Here is a 23,086-nt window from a genome sequence, read left to right on the forward strand (position 1 = left end):
AGCGGCAGCGAATGGCTTCCGCCGCCTAGGTGGCAAACTGTGTGCAGGTTGTCGCGTCGTACAAGGTAGCGCTCTAACAGGGTGGGACGCGTGCGCTATCGGTACGGAGTGAGGCGTGTGAGGCACTACGGCCTACACACAGTTTGCCACCTGGGCGGCGGTGGAATATCTGGCACGGCGTGCTGCAACGCGGGTGCGTGAAGCGGGTGAGGCGCACTGCAAGAGCGTTGGCAACGAACATGGGTCACGTGATTGCCGTTTGAAGCGTAAGACCCTGTGGGGGCCCTCAGGCAAACACTAGAACTGGCGGTGTTAGCCGCTTTCTTTTGCCTACTTTTCTTTGCGGCGGCAAAGAAAAGTAGGTGCCGCCCCGCACAGGGGCGACGCGTGAAGCACGCTAACGAATCGCGGATGCCAGCGAAAAGGCAAACATACCGAACGGCAACGCATAAAGCGCGAAGGCAAAACGCGAATGCCAGCGCAAAGACAAACACACCGAACGGCAACGCGAGAAGCGCGGAGGCAAAACGCAGATGCCGGCGAAACGACAAGCCGACCACCCAGCGTCGCAGACAAAAAAACACTAACGCTGCTGCGCTATCTTCTGCCGCCGCTCCAAAACCCGGGCATACCACGTAAGTGGAAAACACATAGCAAAGTACAGCAGCGCGACCATGCCATAAATAGGAAACGGCTGGAAGGCTGCATTAGTAATCATGTTCCCCGTCTTGGTGAGTTCGGTGAACCCGATAATAGAAGTGAGAGCAGTGCTCTTAACAACTTGAACCAGAAACCCAACAGTAGGCGCAACAGCAATCTTCAGGGCCTGCGGCCAGACAATAAACCGCAACTGCTGAGAAAACGTCATCCCAAGACTGGCACCCGCGGCCCACTGCCCACGCGGCACAGCCTCAACACACCCACGCCAGATATCCGCAAGATACGCACTCGTATAAAGCGTCAAAGTAACAGTAGCCGCGACCCAGGGCGACACATCAACCCCCATCAACGGCAACCCAAAAAACGCAAGAAACAGCTGCATCAGCAACGGCGTGCCCTGAAACAACTCCACATACAAAACGACAACACGCCTAAGCCAGGGCAAAGGCGACACCCGCATCGCGAGCAACACCAATCCAACAACCCCGCCCCCAACAAACGCAATCAATGACAACAACACCGTCCACCGCGCCGCGAGCAGCAGATTGCGCGCAATATCCCAAAGCGTAAATTCGATCATGACGAGCGCTCCGTCGTCGGCGCGGTGCGTGCGCCGCGAATGGCAAAGAGAGTGCGCAACAACCCACGCGGAGCATCAGAAGACCGCGCTGCACGTCCCGCGAAAAGACCCTTGCCGAGCCGGTTCAGCACTTGCCGCAACACGACCGACAGCACCAGATACGTCGCGGTAATAATCAGGTAAGCCTCGAACGAACGGAAGTTGCGCGACTGGATATAGTTCGCCGCGTAGGTGAGATCAGGCACCGAGATCTGCGATACGACCGCCGAGCCAAGCATCACGATCAACACCTGGCTCAACAACGCCGGAAACACATTGGCCACCGCCTGCGGCAACACCACATGTCGAAACACCTGGCGTTGCTGAAGCCCGAGCGCTTGCGCCGCCTGAATCTGTCCACGCGGAATCGAGTCGATACCGGCACGCACGATTTCGATTGCGTACGCACCGAGGTTGACCGTCATCGCCAATATCGCGGCCTGGATTTCGTCGATGTGAATGCCGAGGCTAGGCAGCCCGAAGAACACAAAGAACAACTGCACCAGAAACGGCGTGTTGCGAATCAGCTCGACGTAAGTCGCAATCAGCCCGCGTGCCCATTTCGGTCCGGACGCAGCCACCACCGCGCCCCCGATCCCGACCAGACCGCCCAGCACGGTCGATACGGCCGTCAGCCCTAGCGTCACGCCGACGCCACGCACGAGCATCCCCGCATACATGTCGAAACTGCTGAAATCGAACGTATAACTCATCGTATGCGGCTCATCGTGACATCGGCTGATCGAAAGAAAAGGCTTAGAGGTTTTCCGGCAGCGGCGCGCGCAGCCACTTCTGCGAAATCGCGTTCATCGTGCCGTCCTTGCGGGAACGCGCGATGGTCTCGTCGACTTTCTTCAGGAGGCGCGGCTCGTTCTTGTTCAGGCCGACGTGATCGGGCGAACTGAACAGCGAGAACTTCTGCTCCGGGTCATTGGCGGGATGGCGCGCGAGTATCGTCGCGCCCACATCGTTACCGACGACCATCAACTGTACCTGACCAGAAAGAAATGCAGAAATAGCGCCGTTCGGATCGTCGAAACGTTTGATGTTCGCCGACGGCGGCGCGATCTTCGTCACGCTCAGGTCCTCCAGCGTGCCGCGCGCAACGGAAATGCTCTTGCCCGCGAGATCGTTCGCGTCCTTCACCTTCAGCGACTTCGGGCCGAACACGGCAAGGTAGTAGGGCGCATAGGGCTGCGAGAAATCGATCACCTTCTCGCGCTCGGGCGTCTGGCCGACGGAGAGCAGCATGTCCGCCTTGTGGTCGGCGAGATAGGCCATCCGGTTGTCGCCCGTCACGGCCACCAGTTCCACCTTGACGCCGAGCGACTTGCCGATCAGGTTTGCGACGTCGATGTCATAGCCTTGCGGTTTCATGTCCGGGCCAATCGAGCCGAACGGCGGATAGTCCATGAACACGCCGACGCGCACGACGCCCGCCTTCGTGATCGTGTCGAGCGCGTCCGCATGCGCGAGCGGCGCGAACGCCGACAGCGCGACGCCCGCGAAGGCGAGCGAGGCGAACGCATGGCTGAAGCGGCGGCGAAGGAGAGCGGCGGTGGTCATGAGTGCGTCCTTTTTGAATGTTGAGACAGTGGTGAAAGCCACTCTAGGTATGCAAAAAACCTGGAACAACCGAAATCTGCGCATGGAAGCCATGCGTTACGCTCATGCCGTAAGGGTTCTCCCGGCCACGATCGCGCATGAGCCTAACGCATGGCGGCAAGGTCCGGGGAATTTTGGATCGCGTATGCTTTGGATTTGTCACGCGTGTGACCGCGCAACAAAGCGGCACGCGCGATGAATTTTCCTGATGCTATTCACCCTCATGCGACGACTTCCGCCCCTGAACGCTTTGCAGATCTTCGAGACCGTGGCGCGCCATCGCAGCTTCACGCGCGCGGCCGAGCATCTGTGCCTGACACAAGGTGCCGTGAGCCGGCAGATTCTCGCGCTCGAGGACTACTATCAGTTCCCGCTCTTCAAGCGTCACGCGAAGGGCCTCACGCTGACGGCGGAAGGCGAGTTGCTGCTGCCCGCCGTCAAGGAGAGCTTTGCGCGCATCGAAGAGATTTCGCTGCGCCTCACGCGCCAGCGCACCGATCTCGCGCTCAAAGTGCCGACCTGCGTGATGCGCTGGATACTGCCCAAAATCATGCAGTTCCAGGCTGAGTATCCGGACCTGCACGTGCAGATCACCACGACCTGGCAGCACGACGTCGACTTCCAGGTCGAACCGTTCGATGCCGCGATCGTCTACGGCACGTCAGCGGGCGCGGACGTGCAGGCGGTGCCGCTCTTCGAGGAGCGCCTCACGCCCGTCTGCGCGCCCCAGTTGCTGCACGACAAGCCGCTTGGCAAGGCCGCCGATCTCTCGCGCCACACGTTGCTGCACCCGACGCGCGATCATCGCGACTGGAAAATGTGGCTCGAATACGTGGAAGCGCGCGATGTCGACGCGAACCACGGTCCGAGCTTCGATACGCTCGATCTCGCCACCAACGCGGCGCTGCAAGGCTTCGGCGTGGCGATCAGCGACCTCGCGCTGATCGACGAGGACGTGGCCGCGCAACGGCTCGTGCGGCCGTTCGAGGCCGTGCTCACGACGGGCGCGCGCTACTACTTCGTGTACCCGGACAGCGTCGCGCATCAGCAGAAGGTGAATCTGTTTCGCGCCTGGATCGACCGGCACTGGGCGCAGTGAGCGGCGCTCAAGGCGCGAACGACAGAAACAGATACGCGGCGAACAGCGACAGGTGTACGGCGCCTTGCAGAATGGTCGTGCGCCCGGTGCCGAGCGTCAGCGTGCTGATCAGAAGCGTCAGTATGAGCAGCACCGTGTCCTTGCCGTCGATGCCAAGCACAAGCGGGCGGCCCGTCCAGATGAACACCAGCGCGACGGTCGGTATCGTCAAGCCGATGCTCGCGAGCGCCGAGCCGAGCGCGAGGTTGAGGCTGGTCTGCAGACGGTCGGCGCGCGCCGCGCGCACGGCGGCGAGTCCTTCGGGCAGCAGCACGAGCGCCGCGATCACGATGCCGACCACGGCGGCGGGCGCGCCTGCTTCGAGCACTGCGCGCTCGACCACGGGCGACAGCACCTTGGCCAGCAGCACGACGGCGACGAGACTCACCACCAGCAATGCGCCGCTCGTCAACGCGACGCGCGAGCTGGGCGGGGCGGCGTGCGCGTCTTCGTTGGCGGCGTGGGCGTCGGCGAGAAAATAGTCGCGGTGACGCACGGTCTGCACGAATACGAACACGCCATACAGCACCAGCGACGACACACCCGCGAACGCCAGCTGCGAGTCGCTGAGCGCGGGGCCGAGGTTGATGCTCGTGTAGTTGGGCATCACCAGCGACAGCACGGACAGCGACGCAAGCACGGCCAGCGCCGCGCTCGCGCCGCGAATCTGGAAGTCCTGCTCGCGATGGCGCAATCCGCCCACCAGCAGGCAGATCCCGACGATCCCGTTGCACACGATCATGACGGCGGCGAACACGGTGTCGCGCGCCAGCCCCGCCTTTTCCGGCCCCGCCGACAGCATCACCGATACGATCAGCGCCACTTCGATCACCGTCACGGCCACGGCGAGTACCAGCGTGCCGAACGGCTCGCCGACGCGATGTGCGACCACTTCCGCGTGATGCACGCCCGCGAACACCGAGCCCGCCAGCGCGAGCGCGGCAAGGGCAGTCAGCAGGCCGTTGCCGGGCAGCGCGTAGGCGGCGCCCAGCACGATCCACGCAATGAAAGGCGCTGCGATCGTCCAGCGGGGCAATACGGGCGATGTCGATGCCATGTGTTCAGTCCGTCTGTTGTTGGTGTGTAGTTCGCGACAGGACGCCGCTACATCGGCTGACGGGCGGCTCGCATAGCCGTGAGATTAAACCAGCCGGCCAGGCTGGCGGTGTGACGGAGCGACAAAAATGCGCGCCGCAAAGAAAAACACCGCTCTTCGCGACGAAGAGCGGTGCGTTGTCCAACCGGGCGCCCGCATGCGGGCGCCAGCAGGCGATGCGAGGTTTACTGGCCGACCGGGCGGATCGTCAGCGCGTTCTTCACCGACGTCACGCCTGCCACGCCTTGCGCGACTTCCGTCGCCTTGTCGACTTGCGGCTGCTCCGGCACGGAGCCCTGCAGCGTCACAGCGCCGCTACGTGCGCGAACCGTGATGTTGGCAACGCTGAGGTCCTTTGCCTTCGCCAGTGCGCCGCGAACCTTGCGCGCCAGCGCGCGGTCAGCCGACTTGGCTGCCTTGGCGGTCTGCTTGGCGCTCGGCTGAGCGGTCATGTCGGCATCGCTTGCCTGAGCGTATGCGTTGATCGACGCGAGCACCACAAATGCGCCAGCTGCCATCTTGATTGCCTGAATCGCCTTCATTCACTTTCTCCTGTTGTCATGATTTGCGACGGTGTCGCGCCTGAAATGCGCCCGGCAAGCGGGCTCTTCACGCGTGATACCACTGCACTACCACTTCTTTTGCTTCGGGATGAAAACGGTTGCGGGTTGTTCATACGCCGCGCGGCTGGCCGACCGGACGGGCCTGCCCGAGTCGCCGATGCGGCTAGCCGGACAGTAACGATACCTCAATTGGTTCCATGGTGAAGATAAGGGTCGCCCGGATGCGGCTTTGCTACAACGGATCGATGCCGCTCGTGCCATTCGACGCCATTCGTCCTGTGCCCGTCTTGCGCCGTGCATCGAACCGCGCCGCGCGTCATCATGCTGCAAACTGCGTGGCTCACGCGGACGTCCTCCTATGTTCCCGGCGCATCATCGCATGACGAAGACGACGGTTTCCCTGGTTCCTCTACACCGCAACGATCTACCCATCGATACGGTTGACCTCGCGCGCTTCCTGTTGGGTAAATACCTGGTCCGCGACCTGGCCGAAGGGCGGGCAGCGGGGCGGATCGTCGAGACGGAGGCGTATCCCGTCGGCGATTCGACCAATCATGCGTATCCGGGGCGGCGTGCGTACAACGGCTCGATGTTCCTCGAACACGGCCATGCGTACGTGCGGCTCACCTACGGCATCTACAACGTGATCAACGTGGTCAGCGAGCCGGAAGGCACGGGCGCGGCGGCATTGATTCGCGCGCTGGAGCCGGTGGAAGGTATCGAATGGATGCAGGCGCGCCGGCCGGACGCGAAGCTGCGCGATCTCGCGCGCGGCCCGGGGCGGCTGGCGCTCGCGCTCGGCATCGATCTCAGCTTCGACGGCGCGGACCTTTGCACCGGGCGCGGGCTGTGGCTAGGCGCGGCGGGCAAGGCTCGCACGCCGGTCGCGGTGACGACGCGTATCGGCATCGCTCGGGAGATGCATCGGCTGCTGCGCTTCTATGTGCCGGGCAGTCCGTTCGTTAGCGGGCCACGTAAGCTGCTGTCGGCTGAGGCTCTGCCGCCCGGTGAGGGGCCGCCGTCCAAGTAAGGTCGCGTGCAGACTTGAGTCCTGGACAACGCGTCGAGCCTGTCAATGCGTGTGGCACCCATGGCGTTTGCCACATAGTGAGATACACCGATCCGTCCCGACATTATTACGTCTTACCACTCGCAAATTGACATCTGGCTTGCGAAGTGACCGGACTCTTTCATCCAGCGCAATTAAGTATCTCCGGAATAGGGGTTTTCCCTTGGTGTGCCGATGGCTACACTGATCTCACTGGCTTCACACACGGTTGTGTGAAGCGGCTGACAAAACAACTTTCGGAGGTAGTTACCATGAAATCGCTGATCAAGGCTGTCGCCATCGCTGCTGTTCTCGCCATCCCCGCCGTCTCGTTCGCCCAGTCGAACCAGCCCGTGACCCGCGCGCAAGTGCGCGCCGAACTGGTCCAGCTGGAAAAGGCAGGCTACAACCCGGCAACGGCTGTCGATTCGACCTATCCGGCCGACATCCAGGCTGCCGAAGCCCGCGTTCAGGCGCAAAACGGTGCGGTAGCACAAGCGCCCGTCGCCGATACCGGCTACGGCGCATCGACGAACGGTTCGTCGCAATCGGGCGCGGCCAAGACGCTGAACCCGGCGCAAGACGTCTACTTCGGTCATTGATTCCGGAGTACAAGCCGGGCCGCAGTGTTCACGGTCCGGCGCGCGCGCCTTCGATGCAGGTATGAAGCGCGCAACCAGAATATGAACGGCGGCGTGGCCTGGACCGGACAAGGTCGCCGCGCCGTCGTGAACGAAAGCATGAACCTCCGCCGCCGCAAGGTGGCTTCGCCCAACCTCGCGGATTGGGCTTTTTTTGCTGGCTTGCGCGGTAGGCGTAGCAGGGCGCGCCGCAGTTTCAGCGGCGGAAATGACATCGCAGCGGCGCGACGCTCAGCTGCTATGGATGTAGTGTTCGAGCTGCTGGATGGTGAACTGCTGCTCGGCGATGATGGTTTTCACGAGGTCGCCGATCGACACCATGCCGATCAGCTGTTCGTTGTCCAGGACGGGCAGGTGACGCATGCGGCGCTCCGTCATCAACGCCATGCATTCGTCGGTGGTCTGGTCCGGGCGCACGAAGCGCACGGCGCTGCTCATGATGTCGCGCACGGGCGTCGTCTTCGACGAGCGGTCCATCAGCACGATCTTGCGCGCATAGTCGCGTTCGGTGACGATCCCCGCGATCGACCCGTTTTCCTTGACGATCAATGCACCGATCTGTTTGTCGGCCATCAGCTTGATGGCGTTGTAGACGGAATCGGATGCCTCGATCGTGTAGACCTCTTGGGTCGGCTTCGATTTGAGGACTTGTGCAACGCTAGTCATGGAGCGGCTCCGTTTGCAGTGCAGCACGCCTGGTCACGGCGCGCTGGGGTGAAGGAGAGGCACGTCAAGCGCAGAACAGGCGCCAATCAAGTATAGACGTCGACACCGCGCGAGGCGACGCTCGCTTCGCCTGGTTTCGTGGGGACGATCACGCATGTCATGCGATTTGCGGAAATGAGCAGGCTGCGTTTCTCGCCATGCATACGCGCAGTGATGCACCTCGATGGTCCGCCGCGATGGTCCGGATTGCCGCCAGCGCACCATCGCGGAGCGGCTGCCAGGTACAATTCGGCGTTTAGCGGTAAACTCCGCTTCTGTACTTTATCCCCGGTAGCTCACGGGTTCATGTCCGCAATTCCGCTAACGCCATGCCCATGTCTCACGATCCGTCGCTCGCTGACGGCGCAATCACCGGCGAATGCGTCACGCTCGACGCTTGCGCCACGCTTCCCACCCGCTACGGCACCTTCGAATCCTATGTGTTCCGCGTGAACGACTCGGGCGCCGAGCATTTCGCGCTCGTCATGGGCGATGTCGAGAATAAACCGTCGGTGCTCACGCGCCTGCACTCGGAGTGTCTGACGGGCGACGTGCTCGGTTCATACCGTTGTGACTGCGGCGAGCAACTGGACCTCGCGCTGCGCTATATCGCGGCGGAGGGCTGTGGCGTGCTGCTGTATCTGCGTGGCCACGAAGGGCGCGGCATCGGCCTGTCGAACAAGATCCGCGCGTATGCGCTGCAGCAGCAGGGCCGCGACACCGTCGAGGCGAATCTCGACCTCGGCCTGCCCGACGACTCGCGCGAGTACGATTCGGCGGCCGCCATTCTGCGCCTGCTGAAGGTGACGTCGGTGCGTCTGATGAGCAACAACCCGAAGAAGTTCGACTCGCTGTCGAAGCACGGCATTCCCGTTTGCGAACGTGTCGCACTCGCCATTCCGATGCGCGAAGAGAACGAGCGCTATATCCGCACCAAGCAGGTGAAGTTCGGGCATTACTTCGAAGAGAACGAGTGACGGCTGTCGCCCGGACTCGCTGAGCAATGTGAGCAGTGCAATGGCCTCGCGAACGCGAGGCCATTTGCTTTACGGCGTCAGAAGATCATGAAGTCGTCGTTGCTGTCGGGGATCGAGCTTAGCAGTCGCTCCAGTCGATGCCAGCCGAGTCGCGCGACGAGTGTTGTCGCGAGCCTGTATAGCGTCCTCGTCGGGTCTGGAGGGCGCGCGTGACGATGGTCGATCGTGCGTGTCAAAGGGCAGCACTGCATTCGATGCTCCCGTCACGCGTTGATCGTCGACACCAACGCAACTACAACGTCGCGCAATTCAGTCGTGCCGAAGCGCCGCTCAGTGCCCCCTTCGGCATCGATTCGCCCCGTGTTCTGCGCGTCGTACAGGTCGACGATCAGCTTCGCGTGATTCGCATTGAGGCCCGCGCGTAGCATCGTCGCGGTCCATTCGGCGCGCGGCAGCGCATGCGCGACGATATCGCGTCCGCTTGCATCGCCGAGCGCACGGGCTACATCGTTTGCGTCGTAACGGCGCGGACCTTCCACGCTCACGACTCGAACGCCAGCTTCATCGAACCCGTCGCTGAGCAAGCGCGCGGCAACGATGCCGACGTCATGCGCGGACACCGTCGGAAACGGCCTGTCGAGAGGGTGATGCAGACTCGGCAGCCGGCCCGTTGCGAGCGCGACAGGCACCACACGCGCCCAGTTCTGCATGTGTTCCGCCGAGCGCAGCAGCGTGAGGCGCGGCGCAGCCTCTCTGAACGCCGCTTCGAGGTGATGAAACAGCATCGTGATGCCCGTGTCGGCATCGAGTTCTGCGCCATAGTCCGACAGCGCGACGACATGCAGATGCGGATGCGCGCGCAGTACACGCGCGGCCGTATCGATCATGCGACGCATCGCGTCTGCGGGATCGGGGTCGCGATGCGGTAACGGACACAGCATCTGCACGGCACGCGCGCCGTCGAGCGCGCGATGAATCGATGCTTCGTCGTTGAGGTCGCCGGTGACGACTTCGCAGCCGATGCGCGTCAGCGCTTCGCCTTGCGCCGGGTTTCGCAAGACGGCGCGCACGGCGTGCCCTTCATGTCTGAGCGCCGCCGCTGCCGAACGTCCTACCTTGCCCGTTGCGCCAAAAATCACGTACATCGTCTATCTCCACTGGTTTCATGGGATTCAAGCGTACGCGGCGGCGCATCAGGAATCGCGCATGGAAGGATGACGGGCAACAGATCCGGATGACGATCTGCATGGGCAACCGTGCCGCGGAGCAACGGCCAGCACGCCAGCGCAAAACGCAGCACAATGCGGCAATCAGAGGACGGAACGAGGTGCAAGCGATGAATGCAGTCCACCCTGCGTTGGTGCCGCACTCGGGCGGGCGCGAGAGCCTGCTGTCGAGCGCGTCGCTCGGCTGGTCGGGTTTTGGCGCGGAAATGCTCGGGATCGCCGCGGGCGCGCATCGCATTCCGGCGATCGAGCATCATCGCGTCGGCGTGCATGTCGGCGCGCCCGTGCGAGCGATCTGCCGATGCAACGGCCAGCGCGCGGCGCGCATTCAGGCGCACGGCGATGCCGACGTGATTCCAGCGGGCCTCGACGGCGAATGGTCCGACGATGACAGCTGCACGATCCTGCGCATCTGGTTCGCCGAAGATTTCGTGCGCAATACGTTCGATCAGCTCGGCCTGCGCGCCACCGATGCGCAGATCCGCCCGCAGTTCCAGTTGCGCGACGCGCGCTTCCAGCATCTGGCGTGGGCGATGCGCGCGGAACTCGAAGCCGAGGACGCATCCGATCCGCTCTACGCCGAAAGCCTGTGTACCGCGATGATCGTACGGCTCGCGGGCGCTTCGATTTCATACGACGACAAGAAACGCACGCTGTCGCCGCGCGCGGCGGCGCGCGTGATCGACTACATCGAGGCGCATCTCGACGAACGCCTGACACTGAGCGAACTGGCCGCGCTCGTCGAACTGAGTGTGCCGCATTTCAAGGTGTTGTTTCGCGAGACGATGGGCGTGCCGGTGCATCGGCATGTCGTGCAGCGGCGTGTCGAGCGCGCGAAGGTGCTGTTGCTGCAGGGCCGGCTGAGCGCGAGCCAGGTCGCGCTCGAAGTCGGCTTCGCACATCAGAGCCACATGGCGCACTGGATGAAGCGGCTGCTCGGCGTGACGCCTCGCGATATCGCGCGCAGCGATGCGCTGCGGCTGATCGTTGCGCGCTAACGTGCGCGTTGTGTGCGTCAGCTTTTGATACGGGCGGAAGCGGGATCGTAGGGTGCTTTCAGATGCAGCGTCGCGGGCAGCAGATCGCCGGCGACGTCGATCTGATAGCGGCCGTTCGTGAGCCAGGTTTGATCGAGCGGGGCGCCGTCGTCGCGCTTCACATAGCCCATCGCGACGGGACAGCCGAGCGTATGCCCGAACGCCGCCGAGCTTACGAAGCCGACCGCCTTGCCATCGCGCAGGATTGCTTCGCCGCCCCATAGCATTCGATCGCTCGCGCCATCGGCGGTGAAGACGACGAGGCGTCGTTGCAGCGGCTCGTCGCGCAACCTCACAAGCGCATCGCGGCCGATGAACGGTATGTCCTTGGCGAGCTTGCACGCGAACGCGAGGCCCGCTTCGAACGGATTGGTATCCGGCGACAATTCGCGTCCCCACGCGCGATAGCCTTTCTCGATCCGAAGCGACTCGAGCGCGTAATACCCCGCGTTTTTAAGGCCAAAACGCTTCCCTGCCGCATGCAACGTTTCATAGACACCGACTGCGAACTCGACGGGCACATACAGTTCCCAACCCAGTTCGCCGACATACGAGATGCGCGTCGCGCGCACCGTTGCGTAGCCGATATCCACTTCGCGACTCTGTCCGAACGCAAAGCCCTCGTTGCTCCAGTCGGCCTTCGACACGCTCGCAAGCAGATCGCGCGCACGCGGCCCCATCACGGCGAGCACCGCGTATTGGCTCGTCACGTCGACGAGCATGCAATGGCTGTCGGGCGGAATGCGCTTGTCGAGTGTGTCGAAATCGCGCGTGGTCTGCGCGGAGCCCGTGACGAGCAAGTATTGATCGTCCGCGACGCGTGTGAGCGTGAAGTCCGACTCGTAGCCGCCGCGCTCGTTGAGCATGCCCGTATAGACGGCCGTGCCAACAGGCACCGCGACATCGTTCGCGACGATCCGTTGCAGCACCGCTTCCGCGTCGCGGCCCTTGACGAGAAATTTGGAGAACGACGTCATATCGAACAGCGCGACGCCTTCGCGGCAAGCGCGATGTTCTTCGCCGCTCCACGGCAGCCAGTTCTGCTGGCCGAACGCATACTCGATGCGAGCCTCTTCTAACGAAGGCGCGAAGAAATTCGGACGCTCCCAACCCATCTTGCTACCGAAGCAAGCGCCTTCGTCGCGCAGCAGCGCATAGAGCGGCGAGCGGCGGAAGGGCCGCGCGCTATCGAGTTCGCGGTTCGGCCACGGCATCGCGTAGTGCAGGCCGAGCGTTTCCTTCACGCGGTCGTGCAGCCAGGTGTCGTTGCCGTTGAAGCGCGCGAAGCGGCGAATGTCAACAGGCCACAGGTCCATCGTCGGCTCGCCCGCGACGATCCACTCGGCGAGCGCCATGCCCGCGCCACCCGCCGACGCAATGCCCATCGAGTTGAAGCCCGCGCCGACATAGAAGTTGCGCAGCTCGGGCGCTTCGCCCAGCATGAAGTTGTTGTCGGGCGTGAACGACTCGGGGCCGTTGTAGAACTGACGCACTTGCGCCGTTTCCAGCGCGGGCACGCGTTGCAGCGCGTTCTCCATCAGGATCTGGAATTGATCCCAGTCGTCGGGCAGCAGCTGGAACTCGAAGTTCTCGGGGATGCCGTTCATGCCCCACGGTTTCGCGTCCGGTTCGAAGCCGCCCATCACGAGCCCGCCCACTTCTTCCTTGAAATAGATGTAGCCGTCGGGGTCGCGCATCACGGGCAGATCGGGATGCACGCCTGCAATGCGCTCCGTGACGATGTAGTAGTGCTCGGCCGAATGCAGCGGCACCGTGACGCCGCACAGACGGCCGACGCTCTTTGCCCATTGCCCCGCGCAATTGACGACGACCTGTGCGGCGATCGCGCCTTCGTTGCCTTCCTTGTCGCGCCATGCGACGCCGCTCGCTTCGCGGCCCTTCGATACAGCCCGCGTGTGGATCGCAGTAACACGCGTGTTCTCGACGATGCGAGCGCCGCGCTGACGGGCGCCGCGTGCGAGCGCCTGGGTCAGATCGGTCGGATTCGCCTTGCCGTCGCCGGGCAGCCAGACTGCGCCGTGCAGGTCGTCGGTACGCATGGGCGGCCATAGTTCGCCGGCTTCCTTCGGGCCGATCACCTCGCAGCTCACGCCATAGGCGCGCGCGACGGCGGCCGTACGCTTGAGTTGCGTCATCCGTTCGGCCGTGCGCGCGATGGACAGCGAGCCGCATTGCTTCCAGCCCGTCGCCAGACCCGTGTCGGCTTCGAGTTCGGCATAGAGCGCCGTCGAGTAGCGGATCAGCTTCGTCATGCTCTCCTGCGCGCGCAACTGGCCGACCAGACCGGCCGCGTGCCATGTCGTGCCGCATGACAACTGGCCCTGTTCGAGCAGCACGACATCCGTCCATCCGAGCTTCGTGAGGTGATACGCGACCGAGCATCCGATGATGCCGCCGCCGATGATGACGACACGCGCCTGCGTCGGAAGGTGGGTTGACATGAGGGAGGGCTCGCGGAAGAGTGTGGAAATGAGTGGAAATGTGTGGGAATTCGGTCTTGCGTACTTTGCCGCAAAAATCCCCGAAATGCAACGTTGCCCGACAACTATGCGGTCGCGGGCGATGAGGATGAATGTGGAATTGCATGGATTCGTATTGGAGCCGGGCGGACAGGTTTGCTAGACTGGCGCCAATTTCCAGACCCCGCCAACGATGTTCGCCACTCACCGACAGAACGAGATCCTGCGGCTCGTCCGCGCGCAGCAGACCTGCACGATCACTGATCTGGCCAACACCTTCGCGGTATCCGACGAAACGATCCGGCGCGATCTGAAGCCGCTCGTGGCCGAGGGACTGCTCGTCAAGGTGCATGGCGGCATCATGCTGCCTGCGCAACTGGACGAACCGCCGTTCAGGCGTCGCATGGTGGAACAACGTGACGCCAAGCGCGCGATCGCAGCGCGCGTCGCGCAACTGATCCGCGACGGCGAGTCGTTGATGCTCGACGGCGGCACGACTTGCGTCCACATCGCGCAGGCGCTCGAGTCGCACGCGCGTCTCACGGTCGTGACCAATTCGGCCGAGGTCGCACGGCTGCTCGCGCCGCGCAACGAGAACCGCGTGCTGATGGCGGGCGGCGAGCTGCGCGCGGACGATGCGTCTGCCGTCGGCGAAAGCGCGCTCGCGTTCTTCCGGCAATTCCATGTGCGCCACGCGATCGTGTCGGTGACGGCCATCGACGCGAAAGGGCGCTTCATGGACGCCCAGCCCGCCGACGCCGCGCTCGCGCGCGCGGCGTTCTCGCAAGCCGAGTGCCGCATCGTCGCCGCCGATCACACGAAGTTCGGCCATAGCGCGCTGGTTCATGTGTTGGGCGCGGATGGCCTCGACATCCTGGTCACGGATGCGGCGCCGGCAGCGGGACTGTCCAAGGTGCTGGCGGCCGCCGGTGTCGACGTGATCTGCGCGTCGCCCGCTACGGACGATACAAATGAGGAAGTCGTCTAATCGCGCGTTGAAGACTTGCGTCGCCCGCCATGGATGGCGAAGGGCGATGCCAGGCCGTATCGTCTGAAGTGTGGCCTTCGCGAAGTTGCTCGCAACCCTAAAGTGCAGTGCGGCAAGAGCCGCTAACCGAATTGAGTGCAGTGCCTTTGACGGCGTATAGCGCATATGGCACCGATAAGTCCGTTATCGGTATCATCGGTCCGATTTAACGAAATGACTGCGTTGCCACATAAAAATGGCAAGATTAATTGACTGATTCAATTCGTTCTAATAATCTTCACCCCGATTTAAATCGAATGCGTCAGCGGCGACGCTCGAATTGTTAAATCGCACGAATACTGGCACGAACTTTTATTCCAATGTGTGGAATAGGACACACAAAACGGGTGTTTGTGTTGTAGCGCCCCGTGTATCGGCAACGTGATCTGTCGATCAGCTTTCAGTCGTACGCCAGTCATTTCCAGCCGCAAAAAGAAGTGCCGGGCACGTCCCGCAGGCGCGTGGCGTCATGCTCTTGCAGCGTGGCGCGCAGTACCGTCCGGCGGGCGATGCGGGCAGCAAAACGCAAGAAAAAATTCCGCTTGTACTGCGCGGTCAAAAGAAGTGGATTGTGCGCCTGTTTAATTGTGGCTGTTCCATTGTCGCAATGAGGCGCGCAGGCATTAAAGCAATATCGGGCTATCGAGGCGTTGTCTGGCAATCTGAACCAATTTGCCGGAATTCGGTGTAGGGCTTGAAGAACAAAGCGTATGTGGATTTGAAATTTCATATTCGCGAGTCGTCATCCCTTCATCGACGATTACCCGGTCGGACTGAAACAACGAATTAGCGTTGCGGGGTTTTATGAGAATTGCAGTTCTGGAGGAGACTCAGGCGCAAGCCGACTTTGTGTGCAGGACCTTGTCGGCGGCGGGACACACCTGTCATGCATTCGATGACGGCCGGGCACTCGTCGGACAGTTGCGCAGCCAGCCATTCGATCTGCTCGTGCTGGATCGCCATACGCCAGGGTTGTCGGGTGACGAGGTACTGCGCTGGATCCGTCAGAATCTCACGGAGCGTTTGCCCGTGCTGTTCATGACCCGCGCGAGCGATGCCGCGCATCGCGACATCGACGCTGACGATCATCTCGTCAAGCCGGTGAGCGCAGCGGCGCTGCTGGCGCGTGTCGGCATGCTGTTGCGCGGCGCGTTTCATCGCGAGCCCATGGCCGAGAAGGAAGTGTTCGGCGAATATGAGTTCGAGCCGGGCGCGAAGCGCGTGCATGTGCGCGGCAATGCCGTCACGCTGACGCACAAGGAGTTCGAACTCGCGCTGCTGCTGTTCAAGCATCTGAGCCGGCCGCTGTCGCGCTCGCATATCCTCGATGCGATCTGGAAGCAGGCCGCCGCCATTCCGTCGCGCACGATGGACACGCACGTGTCGATGCTGCGCTCGAAGCTCGGTCTTCGGCCTGAAAACGGTTATCGCCTGATGCCGATTTACGGCTACGGCTACCGGCTGGAACGGATCGAGAAGGGCGAGGCCTGAGAGGGCCTCGAAACTGCCGTTTAAAACGGCTTTGATGGCGTGTTAGACCGTCTGGCTTGCGCCGCCTTCCGGCTGCCCTTCCTTGCAGGCGGACAATTCGTCGGGCCACGTGTTTTCGAACACGCACGCGCTCAGCGGTTTGCGCGTCGCCCAGCCTTCCGATTCGAGCATCGGCTCGGCGTAGAACCGCTCCACATGCCCGAGGCACAGCAGCGCGACGGGCCGCGCGCCCGGCGGCATGCCGAGCATCGCGCGCACTTCGTCGGCATCGAATAGCGACACCCAGCCCATGCCGAGACCTTCCGCGCGCGCGGCGAGCCACATGTTCTGGATCGCGCACGCAACCGACGCGAGGTCCATCTCCGGCAGCGTGCGCCGTCCGAAGACGTGTTTCTCGCGGCCGTCCATCAGCGCCATCACCAGCAGCTCGCCGCACTCGAGCATGCCTTCCACCTTGAGCTTCATGAACTCGTCGCGCCGCTTGCCTAACGCGTCTGCCGTCAGCAGCCGTTCGCGGTCGACGGCGGCATGAAGTTGCGCGCGCAGCGCGGGATCGGTGATGCGCCCGATCCGCCACGGCTGCATATAGCCGACGCTCGGCGCGTGATGCGCGGCGTCGATGAGGCGCGCGAGCACGGCGGGATCGACGGGCGCGGGCACGAAGTGGCGCATGTCGCGCCGTTCGTAGATCGCGCGGTAAACGGCGGCGCGCTCGGCGTCGTCAAAAGGCTCGGCCATGGAAGAGGGCAGCCGCGAAGGCTGGATTGGACGGCCAGTAGCCGTGCATATAAGTGGCGACGATCGAACCCCGGCGATAGACCGCTTCGCCGGGTGCGTCGGACTGGGCGCGCGTCGCGTGGCCGACCGGGGCGAGCGGCGTGCTCACGCGCGAATAGTGGAACGTGTGGCCCGTCAGCATGCCGTGCGCGCCGTCGTCCAGCTGCTGCATGCCGAGCGCCGTGAAGCGCGTCTGCATGGCCGCGCTGCCTGGCAGCATGCCAAGCATCGGCGTGGTGATGCATTGGGTGTCGGTGACGCTGTCGAGCAGGTAAAGCATGCCGCCGCATTCCGCGACGATGGTTTTGCCGGCTGTCGCATGCGCGCGGATCGATGCCGCAGCGCGCGCGTTGGCCGCAAGCGTGCTTGCGTGCAGCTCGGGATAGCCGCCGGGCAGATAGAGCGCGTTTGCATCGTCGGGAACGGCTTCATCCGCGAGCGGCGAGAAATACGTGAGACGCGCGCCGAGCGCTTCGAGCAGTTGCACGTTCGCCGGATAGATGAACGAGAACGCAGCGTCGCGTGCAATCGCGATGTGCATGCCGTCGAGCAGGCGCGGCAAGGGCGCTGTGTCGGCATCGTCTTCGAACGGGACGGCAGGCGGCAACTGCGCGAGCGCAGTCGACGCGAGCGCATCCGCCGCGCGATCCAGGCGCGCATCGAGGTCGTCGATTTCCGCGGCTTGCAGTAGACCGAGATGACGATCGGGCAATTCGATCGCATCGGTGCTCGACAGATGGCCGAGCATGCGCAGATCGGGCGGCAACGCTTCTTCGAGCATCTGCGCGTGACGCGCCGAGCCCACGCGATTCGCGAACACGCCATGAAACGGCACGTCGTCGCGAAAGCGCGCAAGGCCGAAGGCGATCGCGCCGAAGGTCTGCGCCATCGCTTTCGCAGAAATCACGGCGGCAACGGGCACGTTGAACTTCGCGGCGAGGTCGGCGCTGCTCGGCGTGCCGTCGAACAGACCCATCACGCCTTCGATCAGAATCAGATCCGCTTCGCGCGCGGCCTGCGCGAGCAACGCACGGCACGCGCGTTCGCCGACCATCCACAGGTCGAGCGACAAAACGGGCGCGCCGCTCGCGCGCGCGAGAATCATCGGGTCCAGAAAATCCGGGCCCGTCTTGAACACGCGCACCTCACGCCCCATCCGCCGATGATGCCGCGCAAGCGCGGCCGTGACCGTCGTCTTGCCCTGGCCCGACGCCGGCGCGCTGATGAAGAGAGCGGGGCACGCGGGCATCGTTCAGAACTCCACGCCGCGTTGCGCTTTCACATGCTGCTCGCGGTACGGATGCTTGACGATGCGCATCTCGGTGACGAGATCGGCGGCGTCGATCAGCGCGTCGGGCGCGTGGCGGCCCGTGATGACGACGTGCAGCATCTCAGGCCGCGCGTTCACGACTTCGAGCACTTCTTCGAGCGGAAGATATTCGTACTTCAGCACGGTATTCAACTCGTCGAGAATCACCATCTGGTATTCGCCGCTTTCGATCATGCGGCGTGCCTCGTTCCAGCCCTTGCGCGCCGTCGCCATGTCGGCCTCGCGGTCCTGCGTGTTCCAGGTGTAGCCGTCGCCCATCGTGACGAAATCGCAATTCGCCTGCGCGCCCAGAAAATCGCGCTCGGACGTATGCAGCGCGCCCTTGATGAACTGCACGACGCCGAGCTTCATGCCGTGGCCCAGCACGCGCACGGCCATGCCGAACGCCGCCGTCGACTTGCCCTTGCCCGTGCCCGTGTTGACGATCAGCAGCCCCTTTTCGATGGTGGCCTGCGCCTGCTTCTTTTCGTGGCCTTCGCGGCGGCGCTGCGTCATGCGTGCATGCGATTCGGGATCGGTCTTCATCGATGTTCCTTGATTCTGGTTGTGTCGGTGGAATGAGGGTGTGCGGCAGCGCACGCGATGGCGACGGTAACGCCGTCACGCGCGTGTTTGCGCACGAGCAGTTCGCCGCCTTGTGCGGCAAGTAGCGCGCAAGGCTCGCAAACGCCGTCGATGCCGAGATGCGCGCGCACGTGCGGTGATGCGTCGATCGGTGTGTCGAGCGCGGCGATCGTGTCGCGCGTGAAGGTTCGCAGCGGCAGCGCGTGCCGTGCGCAGAATGCGACGAGCCCAGGCTCATTGGCTTTCGTATCGATCGAGGCAACCGCGATCAGCGCCGAAAACGGCAGCGCGGCACCAAGCGCGTTGCGCACGGCGGCTTCGATCTGTTCAGCCGATACGCCGCGCCGGCAACCGATGCCCGCGATCAGCGCCGTCATGGCTTGAGCATCGCATCGACGGGCGCAGCCAGCGACGCGACGCCGCCGATCACGACGATCGACGGCGAACCGAGCTGCGCTTGCGCAACGCGTTGCACGAACTCGCTCAACGTCGCGCGGACATGGCGCTGCTCGGGGCGCGTGGCCGATTCGATCGCGGCGCAAGGTGTGTCGGGCGGCATGTCGGCGCGCAGCAGCGCGTCGACGATGTCGTTGAGCCGCCGCATGCCCATGTAGATGACGAGCGTCATGTGCGTGGCGGCGAGCGCGCGCCAGTCCGCTTCGTGCTCGCCCGCGCCGTGGCCGGTGACGAAGATGACGCCCTGAGCATGATCGCGATGTGTGACGGGAATGCCGATCGCAGCGGGTGCGGCGATGCCCGCCGTGATTCCGCTGATGATTTCGACGTGAATGCCCGCGGCCTGCAGTGCCTGTTGCTCTTCGCCGCCGCGGCCGAACACGAACGGGTCGCCGCCTTTGAGCCGCGCGACGCTGCGGCCCGCGCGCAGATGATCGAGCATCATCGCGACGATTTCGGGTTGCGGTGTGGATTGCTGCCCGCCGCGTTTGCCGACATGGACGATCTGCGCGTCGTCGCGCGCGAATTGCAGGACCTCGGGATTGACGAGATCGTCGACCAGTACGACGTCGGCCAGCGCGAGCGTGCGCGCGGCTTTGAGCGTCAGCAGTTCGACGTCGCCGGGGCCGGCGCCGATCAGCCAGGCGCGGCTCATGGCAAGGAGAGCGCCGCTGCACGGGCGGGCGCTTGTGTGTGACAGGTCATGCGATGTTGCGTGTGACGCGCGACGGCTGCTCGAGCCGGTGCCGCGCGTGGGCGCTGGTATCCGTTTCCCGCGGTTCCAGCGAATGGCGATCAGGTTCTCGCCCCCTTGCACCTGGCCGGTATCCGGGCTGACGGCTCATCGCGTTCGCCTTCCCACCTGCGGGTTGCAGGCAGTGGCCTTGAACGCACTGCGCGGAACATCCTTCATTCCGCTCGCCGCGTGACCGTTGCGGGGACAGCACAGGCCAGGCGGCTTCATGTTTCGCGTGGCTCGCTCGTGTTGCGAGCGCGATGTGAAGACGCTTCCCTGTTTCCCGTTTAACCCCGCCAGCCGTCGAGCCGGCGGGGCACCAGATGCGCCAATACGATAGCACACCGGCACCCGCGGGCGGGCGGCGCGGGGTTTTCCGATGCGCCCGCCCGATGGCGATTCTTGCCGTGTTTCGACAAATTCAAAAACTGTTTTCAAGCGGTATTGGTGGTAAAGCCCAAGGGTGGTCATTTATAGTGGCCGGACGTGAGACGTCAGTTTTTTCCGGTGTTAAATATCGGATAACTAACAAAATTTCACCTCAATTCGGGTTGGTGGTGTGGGTCGCCGCCTTTTCGACTGCGTCTGCCCATGAACAGGCAGATTAACCTTTAGGGAGAACATTAAAATGAAATTGGCAACGATCGCGTCGGTCATGCTGGCAGCCGCGCTGGCGGCGACCTCGGTGCAGGCAGCGGACTCGCTCGCGAAGGCTGCGGATACGCTCGTGGAAGCTGCGCCGCCCATCCATCTGAAGGCGCGCATCATCGCGCTCGACGCCGGTGCTCGCACGGTCACGCTGAAGGGCGAAGACGGCATCGAGGTCACGATGCAAGTGGATGGAAAAATGGCCGGGTTCGACAAGCTGCGCGTGGGCGAGAAGGTCGATGTGCTGTATAAGAACGCATTGCTCGTCCAGGCCGAGAAGGTGGACCCCGCCGGCAAGGGCATCCGTGAGCGCGTCGATGCTCAGGTGACCCTGAAAGGCCCGGACGGCAGGGATTCGGTGCATCAGGTCGAAACGCTGTCCACCGTGCAGAAGATCGATCCCGCCAAACGCCTGCTCACGCTGCGCGGTGTCTACGAGACGCAGATCATCAGGGTCACGCCGGATTTCGACCTGAAGGACCTGCACGTCGGCGACACGATCCACGCGGTTTTCGTCTCAGCGACGGCTATCGAAGTCACGCCGCAAGGCGCTGCGCACTGAGTTGCGCATGTCCACCGGATGTCGCAGGGCGGCAGCCGGTGGACTTCCCCTTTAGCGAACCCCACGCAATCGAACGGCGGCATGAGGCACGACTCATGCCGCCGTCTCTCCTTGACGCTACCTGCCGGCGGGCCTAAACTCGCCGCACTCTGGTGCTCGCGCGCGCGCTCTGCGCGCGCAGTTAAACGGGAAATAGCAGGCTGTGCGCACAGGCGCCTGTCAAACTATGCTGCTCCCCGCAACGGTAGGTGAAGGCATCGCGCAGACGATGCAGAGCCGGCCTCGCTGCATGTGCGTCCAATAGCGGCCCATGCAGACAATCCACTGCGCGAAAACGCTCGCGCGGGAAGGAGAGGCGGCGCTTTCATCAGCCCGGATACCGGCCCGAGAAAACGACGCCATGCTGCGGGGATGCGGCATTGCGTTCACGATTCCTCATGCGTCGCAGCGCGGTTTCGCGCCCGGTTCGATCGGGCCGCGAAGCCCATGCGGCGCCGTTTTCGTCCCCGTGCATCATTTATGACCTTGCATCGCTTGCCGTTCGGACGGCGCGCGATTTCGAGGTCACTCGAACGCATTTCGAGCTACGGAGCCACCATGCAGACACAGATGCGCAAGATTCCGGTGACGATCGTCACGGGTTTTCTCGGCAGCGGCAAAACGACGTTGATGCGTCACATTCTTCAGCACGCGGGCGGCTTGCGCATCGCGGTGATCGTCAACGAGTTCGGCGAGCTTGGCATCGACGGCGAGATTCTCAAGGGCTGCGGCATCGGGTGCGATGAAAACGGCAATGAGACGGAAGGCCAGCTCTACGAGCTTGCCAACGGCTGCCTGTGCTGCACCGTGCAGGAAGAGTTCTTCCCCGTGATGGAGCAGCTTGTGGAGCGGCGCGGCCAGATCGATCACGTGCTGATCGAAACGTCGGGCCTCGCGCTGCCGAAGCCGCTGGTGCAGGCGTTCAACTGGCCGTCGATCAAGAACAGCTTCACCGTCGATGCCGTCGTGACGGTGGTCGACGGCCCGGCTGTCGCGAGCGGTCAGTTCGCCGAAGACCCCGCTGCCGTCGATCAGTTGCGCAAGGCCGATCCGAATCTCGACCACGAATCGCCCCTGCATGAGCTGTTCGAAGACCAGTTGTCGGCCGCCGATCTCGTGATCCTCAACAAGACCGATCTGCTCGACGAAGCGCAGCAGGCGAGCGTCGAAGCCGTCATTCGCGAAGAGATTCCGCCGCAGGTCAAGGTGGTGCGCGCGCACATGGGGCAGCTCGATCTGCACGCGCTGCTCGGGCTTGAATCCGCTTCGGAAGAAACGATTCATCTGCGTCACGACCATCACGGCTCCGCGGATGATCCCGAACATGCCGATCATCATCACGATGAGTTCGACTCCGTGGTCGTGTCGGCGCGCGCGCCGTCGCGCGAGGCGATGATCGCGGCGTTGCAGCGGGTCGTCGAAGGGCACACGATCTATCGCGTGAAGGGCTTTGCCGCGCTGCAGGGCGCGCCGATGCGTCTGGTGATTCAGGGCGTGGGCCGGCGCTTCGACAGCTATTTCGACCGGCGCTGGCAGGCGGGCGAACTCGATGCGTCGTCGCTGAGCCGCTTCGTGCTGATCGGCGAAGACCTCGATCAGCCTGTGCTGCAACGCGCGCTCGACGAAGCGCTGAGCGCTCAGGAACAACAGGTCTAAGGCAC

24 protein-coding genes and 2 riboswitches are annotated in these 23,086 nt (G+C 63.4%); of the genes, 10 read left to right on the top strand and 14 right to left on the bottom strand.

Features of this window, described 5'->3' with window-relative positions; all coding sequences use genetic code 11:
• Nucleotides 1–583: 583 nt before the first annotated feature.
• From C2L65_RS21705 to C2L65_RS21715, 3 genes are read right to left on the bottom strand one after another with little or no spacing between them, the layout of a single operon-like run.
• Entirely contained in the window at nucleotides 584–1,240 is a 657-nt protein-coding gene (locus C2L65_RS21705) for an amino acid ABC transporter permease (RefSeq protein WP_042309199.1), read from the bottom strand.
• A complete protein-coding gene (locus C2L65_RS21710; protein ID WP_042309202.1) occupies nucleotides 1,237–1,992 on the bottom strand; it encodes an amino acid ABC transporter permease in 756 nt (251 codons plus the stop codon). Before C2L65_RS21710 ends, C2L65_RS21705 begins: the two co-directional genes overlap by 4 nt.
• A gap of 43 nt (nucleotides 1,993–2,035) precedes the next feature.
• Entirely contained in the window at nucleotides 2,036–2,845 is an 810-nt protein-coding gene (locus C2L65_RS21715) for a transporter substrate-binding domain-containing protein (RefSeq protein ID WP_042309203.1), read from the bottom strand.
• 262 nt (nucleotides 2,846–3,107) lie between these two features.
• Here C2L65_RS21715 and C2L65_RS21720 point away from each other — a divergent pair, with 262 nt between their 5' ends.
• Nucleotides 3,108–3,983, top strand: a complete 876-nt coding sequence (locus C2L65_RS21720) for a LysR substrate-binding domain-containing protein (protein WP_042309205.1) — start codon at nucleotides 3,108–3,110, stop codon at nucleotides 3,981–3,983.
• Between the two features lie 7 nt (nucleotides 3,984–3,990).
• On the opposite strand, the gene C2L65_RS21725 is transcribed toward C2L65_RS21720, so the two are convergent.
• Both C2L65_RS21725 and C2L65_RS21730 read right to left on the bottom strand, forming a co-directional pair.
• Entirely contained in the window at nucleotides 3,991–5,079 is a 1,089-nt protein-coding gene (locus tag C2L65_RS21725) for a calcium:cation antiporter (protein WP_042309207.1), read from the bottom strand.
• Between the two features lie 224 nt (nucleotides 5,080–5,303).
• On the bottom strand, nucleotides 5,304–5,660 hold the full coding sequence (locus C2L65_RS21730) for a BON domain-containing protein (RefSeq protein ID WP_042309209.1): 357 nt from the start codon (nucleotides 5,658–5,660) through the stop codon (nucleotides 5,304–5,306).
• A gap of 400 nt (nucleotides 5,661–6,060) precedes the next feature.
• Between C2L65_RS21730 and C2L65_RS21735 the strand changes: the two genes are divergently transcribed.
• On the top strand, nucleotides 6,061–6,711 hold the full coding sequence (locus C2L65_RS21735; protein ID WP_042309319.1) for a DNA-3-methyladenine glycosylase: 651 nt from the start codon (nucleotides 6,061–6,063) through the stop codon (nucleotides 6,709–6,711).
• A gap of 290 nt (nucleotides 6,712–7,001) precedes the next feature.
• The gene (locus C2L65_RS21740; protein WP_035989306.1) at nucleotides 7,002–7,331 is read left to right on the top strand and encodes a DUF4148 domain-containing protein; all 330 of its coding nucleotides are present in this window, start codon (nucleotides 7,002–7,004) and stop codon (nucleotides 7,329–7,331) included.
• A gap of 270 nt (nucleotides 7,332–7,601) precedes the next feature.
• Here the strand turns inward: C2L65_RS21740 and C2L65_RS21745 are convergent, their stop codons facing one another.
• Nucleotides 7,602–8,036 carry a CBS domain-containing protein gene (locus C2L65_RS21745; RefSeq protein ID WP_007579103.1) on the bottom strand — a complete coding sequence of 145 codons (435 nt, stop codon included), beginning with the start codon at nucleotides 8,034–8,036 and terminating at the stop codon, nucleotides 7,602–7,604.
• A 368-nt stretch (nucleotides 8,037–8,404) separates the two neighbouring features.
• On the opposite strand from C2L65_RS21745, the gene ribA reads away from it, so the two are divergent.
• Nucleotides 8,405–9,052: a GTP cyclohydrolase II gene (gene ribA, locus C2L65_RS21750; RefSeq protein WP_042309212.1), complete on the top strand. Its 648-nt coding sequence runs from the start codon at nucleotides 8,405–8,407 to the stop codon at nucleotides 9,050–9,052.
• Between the two features lie 263 nt (nucleotides 9,053–9,315).
• On the opposite strand, the gene C2L65_RS21755 is transcribed toward ribA, so the two are convergent.
• Entirely contained in the window at nucleotides 9,316–10,197 is an 882-nt protein-coding gene (locus tag C2L65_RS21755) for an NmrA family NAD(P)-binding protein (protein WP_042309214.1), read from the bottom strand.
• A 191-nt stretch (nucleotides 10,198–10,388) separates the two neighbouring features.
• Here C2L65_RS21755 and C2L65_RS21760 point away from each other — a divergent pair, with 191 nt between their 5' ends.
• A complete protein-coding gene (locus C2L65_RS21760; RefSeq protein WP_042309321.1) occupies nucleotides 10,389–11,276 on the top strand; it encodes an AraC family transcriptional regulator in 888 nt (295 codons plus the stop codon).
• 17 nt (nucleotides 11,277–11,293) lie between these two features.
• Here C2L65_RS21760 and C2L65_RS21765 read toward each other — a convergent pair whose 3' ends face one another.
• Nucleotides 11,294–13,777 (bottom strand): GcvT family protein, encoded by a 2,484-nt coding sequence (locus C2L65_RS21765; RefSeq protein ID WP_042309215.1) that lies wholly within the window; start codon nucleotides 13,775–13,777, stop codon nucleotides 11,294–11,296.
• Nucleotides 13,778–13,988: 211 nt separating this feature from the next.
• Here C2L65_RS21765 and C2L65_RS21770 point away from each other — a divergent pair, with 211 nt between their 5' ends.
• The gene (locus tag C2L65_RS21770; protein ID WP_042309217.1) at nucleotides 13,989–14,783 is read left to right on the top strand and encodes a DeoR/GlpR family DNA-binding transcription regulator; all 795 of its coding nucleotides are present in this window, start codon (nucleotides 13,989–13,991) and stop codon (nucleotides 14,781–14,783) included.
• Between the two features lie 454 nt (nucleotides 14,784–15,237).
• On the opposite strand, the gene C2L65_RS45600 is transcribed toward C2L65_RS21770, so the two are convergent.
• Entirely contained in the window at nucleotides 15,238–15,552 is a 315-nt protein-coding gene (locus C2L65_RS45600; RefSeq protein ID WP_156132313.1) for a hypothetical protein, read from the bottom strand.
• Nucleotides 15,553–15,626: 74 nt separating this feature from the next.
• Here C2L65_RS45600 and C2L65_RS21775 point away from each other — a divergent pair, with 74 nt between their 5' ends.
• Nucleotides 15,627–16,313: a response regulator transcription factor gene (locus C2L65_RS21775; protein ID WP_042309219.1), complete on the top strand. Its 687-nt coding sequence runs from the start codon at nucleotides 15,627–15,629 to the stop codon at nucleotides 16,311–16,313.
• A 42-nt stretch (nucleotides 16,314–16,355) separates the two neighbouring features.
• Here the strand turns inward: C2L65_RS21775 and bluB are convergent, their stop codons facing one another.
• Genes bluB through cobA form a run of 5 tightly spaced genes read right to left on the bottom strand, consistent with a single transcriptional unit; the run spans nucleotide 16,356 to nucleotide 20,095 of the window.
• Complete coding sequence (gene bluB / locus C2L65_RS21780) at nucleotides 16,356–17,051, bottom strand: 5,6-dimethylbenzimidazole synthase (protein WP_042309221.1); 696 nt, start codon at nucleotides 17,049–17,051, stop codon at nucleotides 16,356–16,358.
• Nucleotides 17,035–18,339, bottom strand: a complete 1,305-nt coding sequence (locus C2L65_RS21785) for a cobyrinic acid a,c-diamide synthase CobB (RefSeq protein ID WP_042309223.1) — start codon at nucleotides 18,337–18,339, stop codon at nucleotides 17,035–17,037. Before C2L65_RS21785 ends, bluB begins: the two co-directional genes overlap by 17 nt.
• A 3-nt stretch (nucleotides 18,340–18,342) precedes the next feature.
• Nucleotides 18,343–18,945: a cob(I)yrinic acid a,c-diamide adenosyltransferase gene (gene cobO, locus C2L65_RS21790; protein WP_042309225.1), complete on the bottom strand. Its 603-nt coding sequence runs from the start codon at nucleotides 18,943–18,945 to the stop codon at nucleotides 18,343–18,345.
• Entirely contained in the window at nucleotides 18,942–19,361 is a 420-nt protein-coding gene (locus C2L65_RS21795; RefSeq protein WP_042309227.1) for a cobalamin biosynthesis protein, read from the bottom strand. Before C2L65_RS21795 ends, cobO begins: the two co-directional genes overlap by 4 nt.
• The gene (gene cobA, locus C2L65_RS21800; RefSeq protein ID WP_042309228.1) at nucleotides 19,358–20,095 is read right to left on the bottom strand and encodes a uroporphyrinogen-III C-methyltransferase; all 738 of its coding nucleotides are present in this window, start codon (nucleotides 20,093–20,095) and stop codon (nucleotides 19,358–19,360) included. Before cobA ends, C2L65_RS21795 begins: the two co-directional genes overlap by 4 nt.
• A gap of 147 nt (nucleotides 20,096–20,242) precedes the next feature.
• A riboswitch (cobalamin riboswitch) is annotated at nucleotides 20,243–20,515 on the bottom strand.
• A gap of 53 nt (nucleotides 20,516–20,568) precedes the next feature.
• On the opposite strand from cobA, the gene C2L65_RS45605 reads away from it, so the two are divergent.
• The 3 genes from C2L65_RS45605 to cobW all read left to right on the top strand — a co-directional run bounded on the left by C2L65_RS45605 (nucleotide 20,569) and on the right by cobW (nucleotide 23,081).
• Nucleotides 20,569–20,784: a hypothetical protein gene (locus C2L65_RS45605; RefSeq protein WP_156132314.1), complete on the top strand. Its 216-nt coding sequence runs from the start codon at nucleotides 20,569–20,571 to the stop codon at nucleotides 20,782–20,784.
• Nucleotides 20,785–20,804: 20 nt separating this feature from the next.
• The gene (locus tag C2L65_RS21805) at nucleotides 20,805–21,386 is read left to right on the top strand and encodes a hypothetical protein (RefSeq protein ID WP_042309232.1); all 582 of its coding nucleotides are present in this window, start codon (nucleotides 20,805–20,807) and stop codon (nucleotides 21,384–21,386) included.
• Nucleotides 21,387–21,519: 133 nt separating this feature from the next.
• A riboswitch (cobalamin riboswitch) is annotated at nucleotides 21,520–21,788 on the top strand.
• Between the two features lie 195 nt (nucleotides 21,789–21,983).
• Nucleotides 21,984–23,081, top strand: coding sequence for a cobalamin biosynthesis protein CobW (gene cobW, locus C2L65_RS21810; protein ID WP_042309323.1), 1,098 nt, complete (start codon nucleotides 21,984–21,986; stop codon nucleotides 23,079–23,081).
• Nucleotides 23,082–23,086: the final 5 nt, after the last annotated feature.

Source organism: Paraburkholderia terrae (assembly GCF_002902925.1).
Taxonomy (GTDB): Bacteria; Pseudomonadota; Gammaproteobacteria; order Burkholderiales; family Burkholderiaceae; genus Paraburkholderia; species Paraburkholderia terrae.

Bases quoted from the DNA above. Each gene is read 5' to 3' on its own strand.
- C2L65_RS21710 (WP_042309202.1), bottom strand. From the start codon at position 1,992: ATGAGTTATACGTTCGATTTCAGCAGTTTCGACATGTATGCGGGGATG.
- cobW (WP_042309323.1), top strand. From the start codon at position 21,984: ATGCAGACACAGATGCGCAAGATTCCGGTGACGATCGTCACGGGTTTT.
- C2L65_RS21705 (WP_042309199.1), bottom strand. From the start codon at position 1,240: ATGATCGAATTTACGCTTTGGGATATTGCGCGCAATCTGCTGCTCGCG.
- C2L65_RS21745 (WP_007579103.1), bottom strand. From the start codon at position 8,036: ATGACTAGCGTTGCACAAGTCCTCAAATCGAAGCCGACCCAAGAGGTC.
- C2L65_RS21760 (WP_042309321.1), top strand. From the start codon at position 10,389: ATGAATGCAGTCCACCCTGCGTTGGTGCCGCACTCGGGCGGGCGCGAG.
- C2L65_RS45605 (WP_156132314.1), top strand. From the start codon at position 20,569: ATGGCGATTCTTGCCGTGTTTCGACAAATTCAAAAACTGTTTTCAAGC.
- C2L65_RS21730 (WP_042309209.1), bottom strand. From the start codon at position 5,660: ATGAAGGCGATTCAGGCAATCAAGATGGCAGCTGGCGCATTTGTGGTG.
- C2L65_RS21725 (WP_042309207.1), bottom strand. From the start codon at position 5,079: ATGGCATCGACATCGCCCGTATTGCCCCGCTGGACGATCGCAGCGCCT.
- C2L65_RS21805 (WP_042309232.1), top strand. From the start codon at position 20,805: ATGAAATTGGCAACGATCGCGTCGGTCATGCTGGCAGCCGCGCTGGCG.
- C2L65_RS21795 (WP_042309227.1), bottom strand. From the start codon at position 19,361: ATGACGGCGCTGATCGCGGGCATCGGTTGCCGGCGCGGCGTATCGGCT.
- C2L65_RS21775 (WP_042309219.1), top strand. From the start codon at position 15,627: ATGAGAATTGCAGTTCTGGAGGAGACTCAGGCGCAAGCCGACTTTGTG.
- C2L65_RS21765 (WP_042309215.1), bottom strand. From the start codon at position 13,777: ATGTCAACCCACCTTCCGACGCAGGCGCGTGTCGTCATCATCGGCGGC.
- C2L65_RS21740 (WP_035989306.1), top strand. From the start codon at position 7,002: ATGAAATCGCTGATCAAGGCTGTCGCCATCGCTGCTGTTCTCGCCATC.
- C2L65_RS21735 (WP_042309319.1), top strand. From the start codon at position 6,061: ATGACGAAGACGACGGTTTCCCTGGTTCCTCTACACCGCAACGATCTA.
- C2L65_RS21720 (WP_042309205.1), top strand. From the start codon at position 3,108: ATGCGACGACTTCCGCCCCTGAACGCTTTGCAGATCTTCGAGACCGTG.
- ribA (WP_042309212.1), top strand. From the start codon at position 8,405: ATGCCCATGTCTCACGATCCGTCGCTCGCTGACGGCGCAATCACCGGC.
- cobO (WP_042309225.1), bottom strand. From the start codon at position 18,945: ATGAAGACCGATCCCGAATCGCATGCACGCATGACGCAGCGCCGCCGC.
- C2L65_RS21755 (WP_042309214.1), bottom strand. From the start codon at position 10,197: ATGTACGTGATTTTTGGCGCAACGGGCAAGGTAGGACGTTCGGCAGCG.
- cobA (WP_042309228.1), bottom strand. From the start codon at position 20,095: ATGAGCCGCGCCTGGCTGATCGGCGCCGGCCCCGGCGACGTCGAACTG.
- C2L65_RS21785 (WP_042309223.1), bottom strand. From the start codon at position 18,339: ATGCCCGCGTGCCCCGCTCTCTTCATCAGCGCGCCGGCGTCGGGCCAG.
- C2L65_RS21770 (WP_042309217.1), top strand. From the start codon at position 13,989: ATGTTCGCCACTCACCGACAGAACGAGATCCTGCGGCTCGTCCGCGCG.
- C2L65_RS45600 (WP_156132313.1), bottom strand. From the start codon at position 15,552: ATGAAATTTCAAATCCACATACGCTTTGTTCTTCAAGCCCTACACCGA.
- bluB (WP_042309221.1), bottom strand. From the start codon at position 17,051: ATGGCCGAGCCTTTTGACGACGCCGAGCGCGCCGCCGTTTACCGCGCG.
- C2L65_RS21715 (WP_042309203.1), bottom strand. From the start codon at position 2,845: ATGACCACCGCCGCTCTCCTTCGCCGCCGCTTCAGCCATGCGTTCGCC.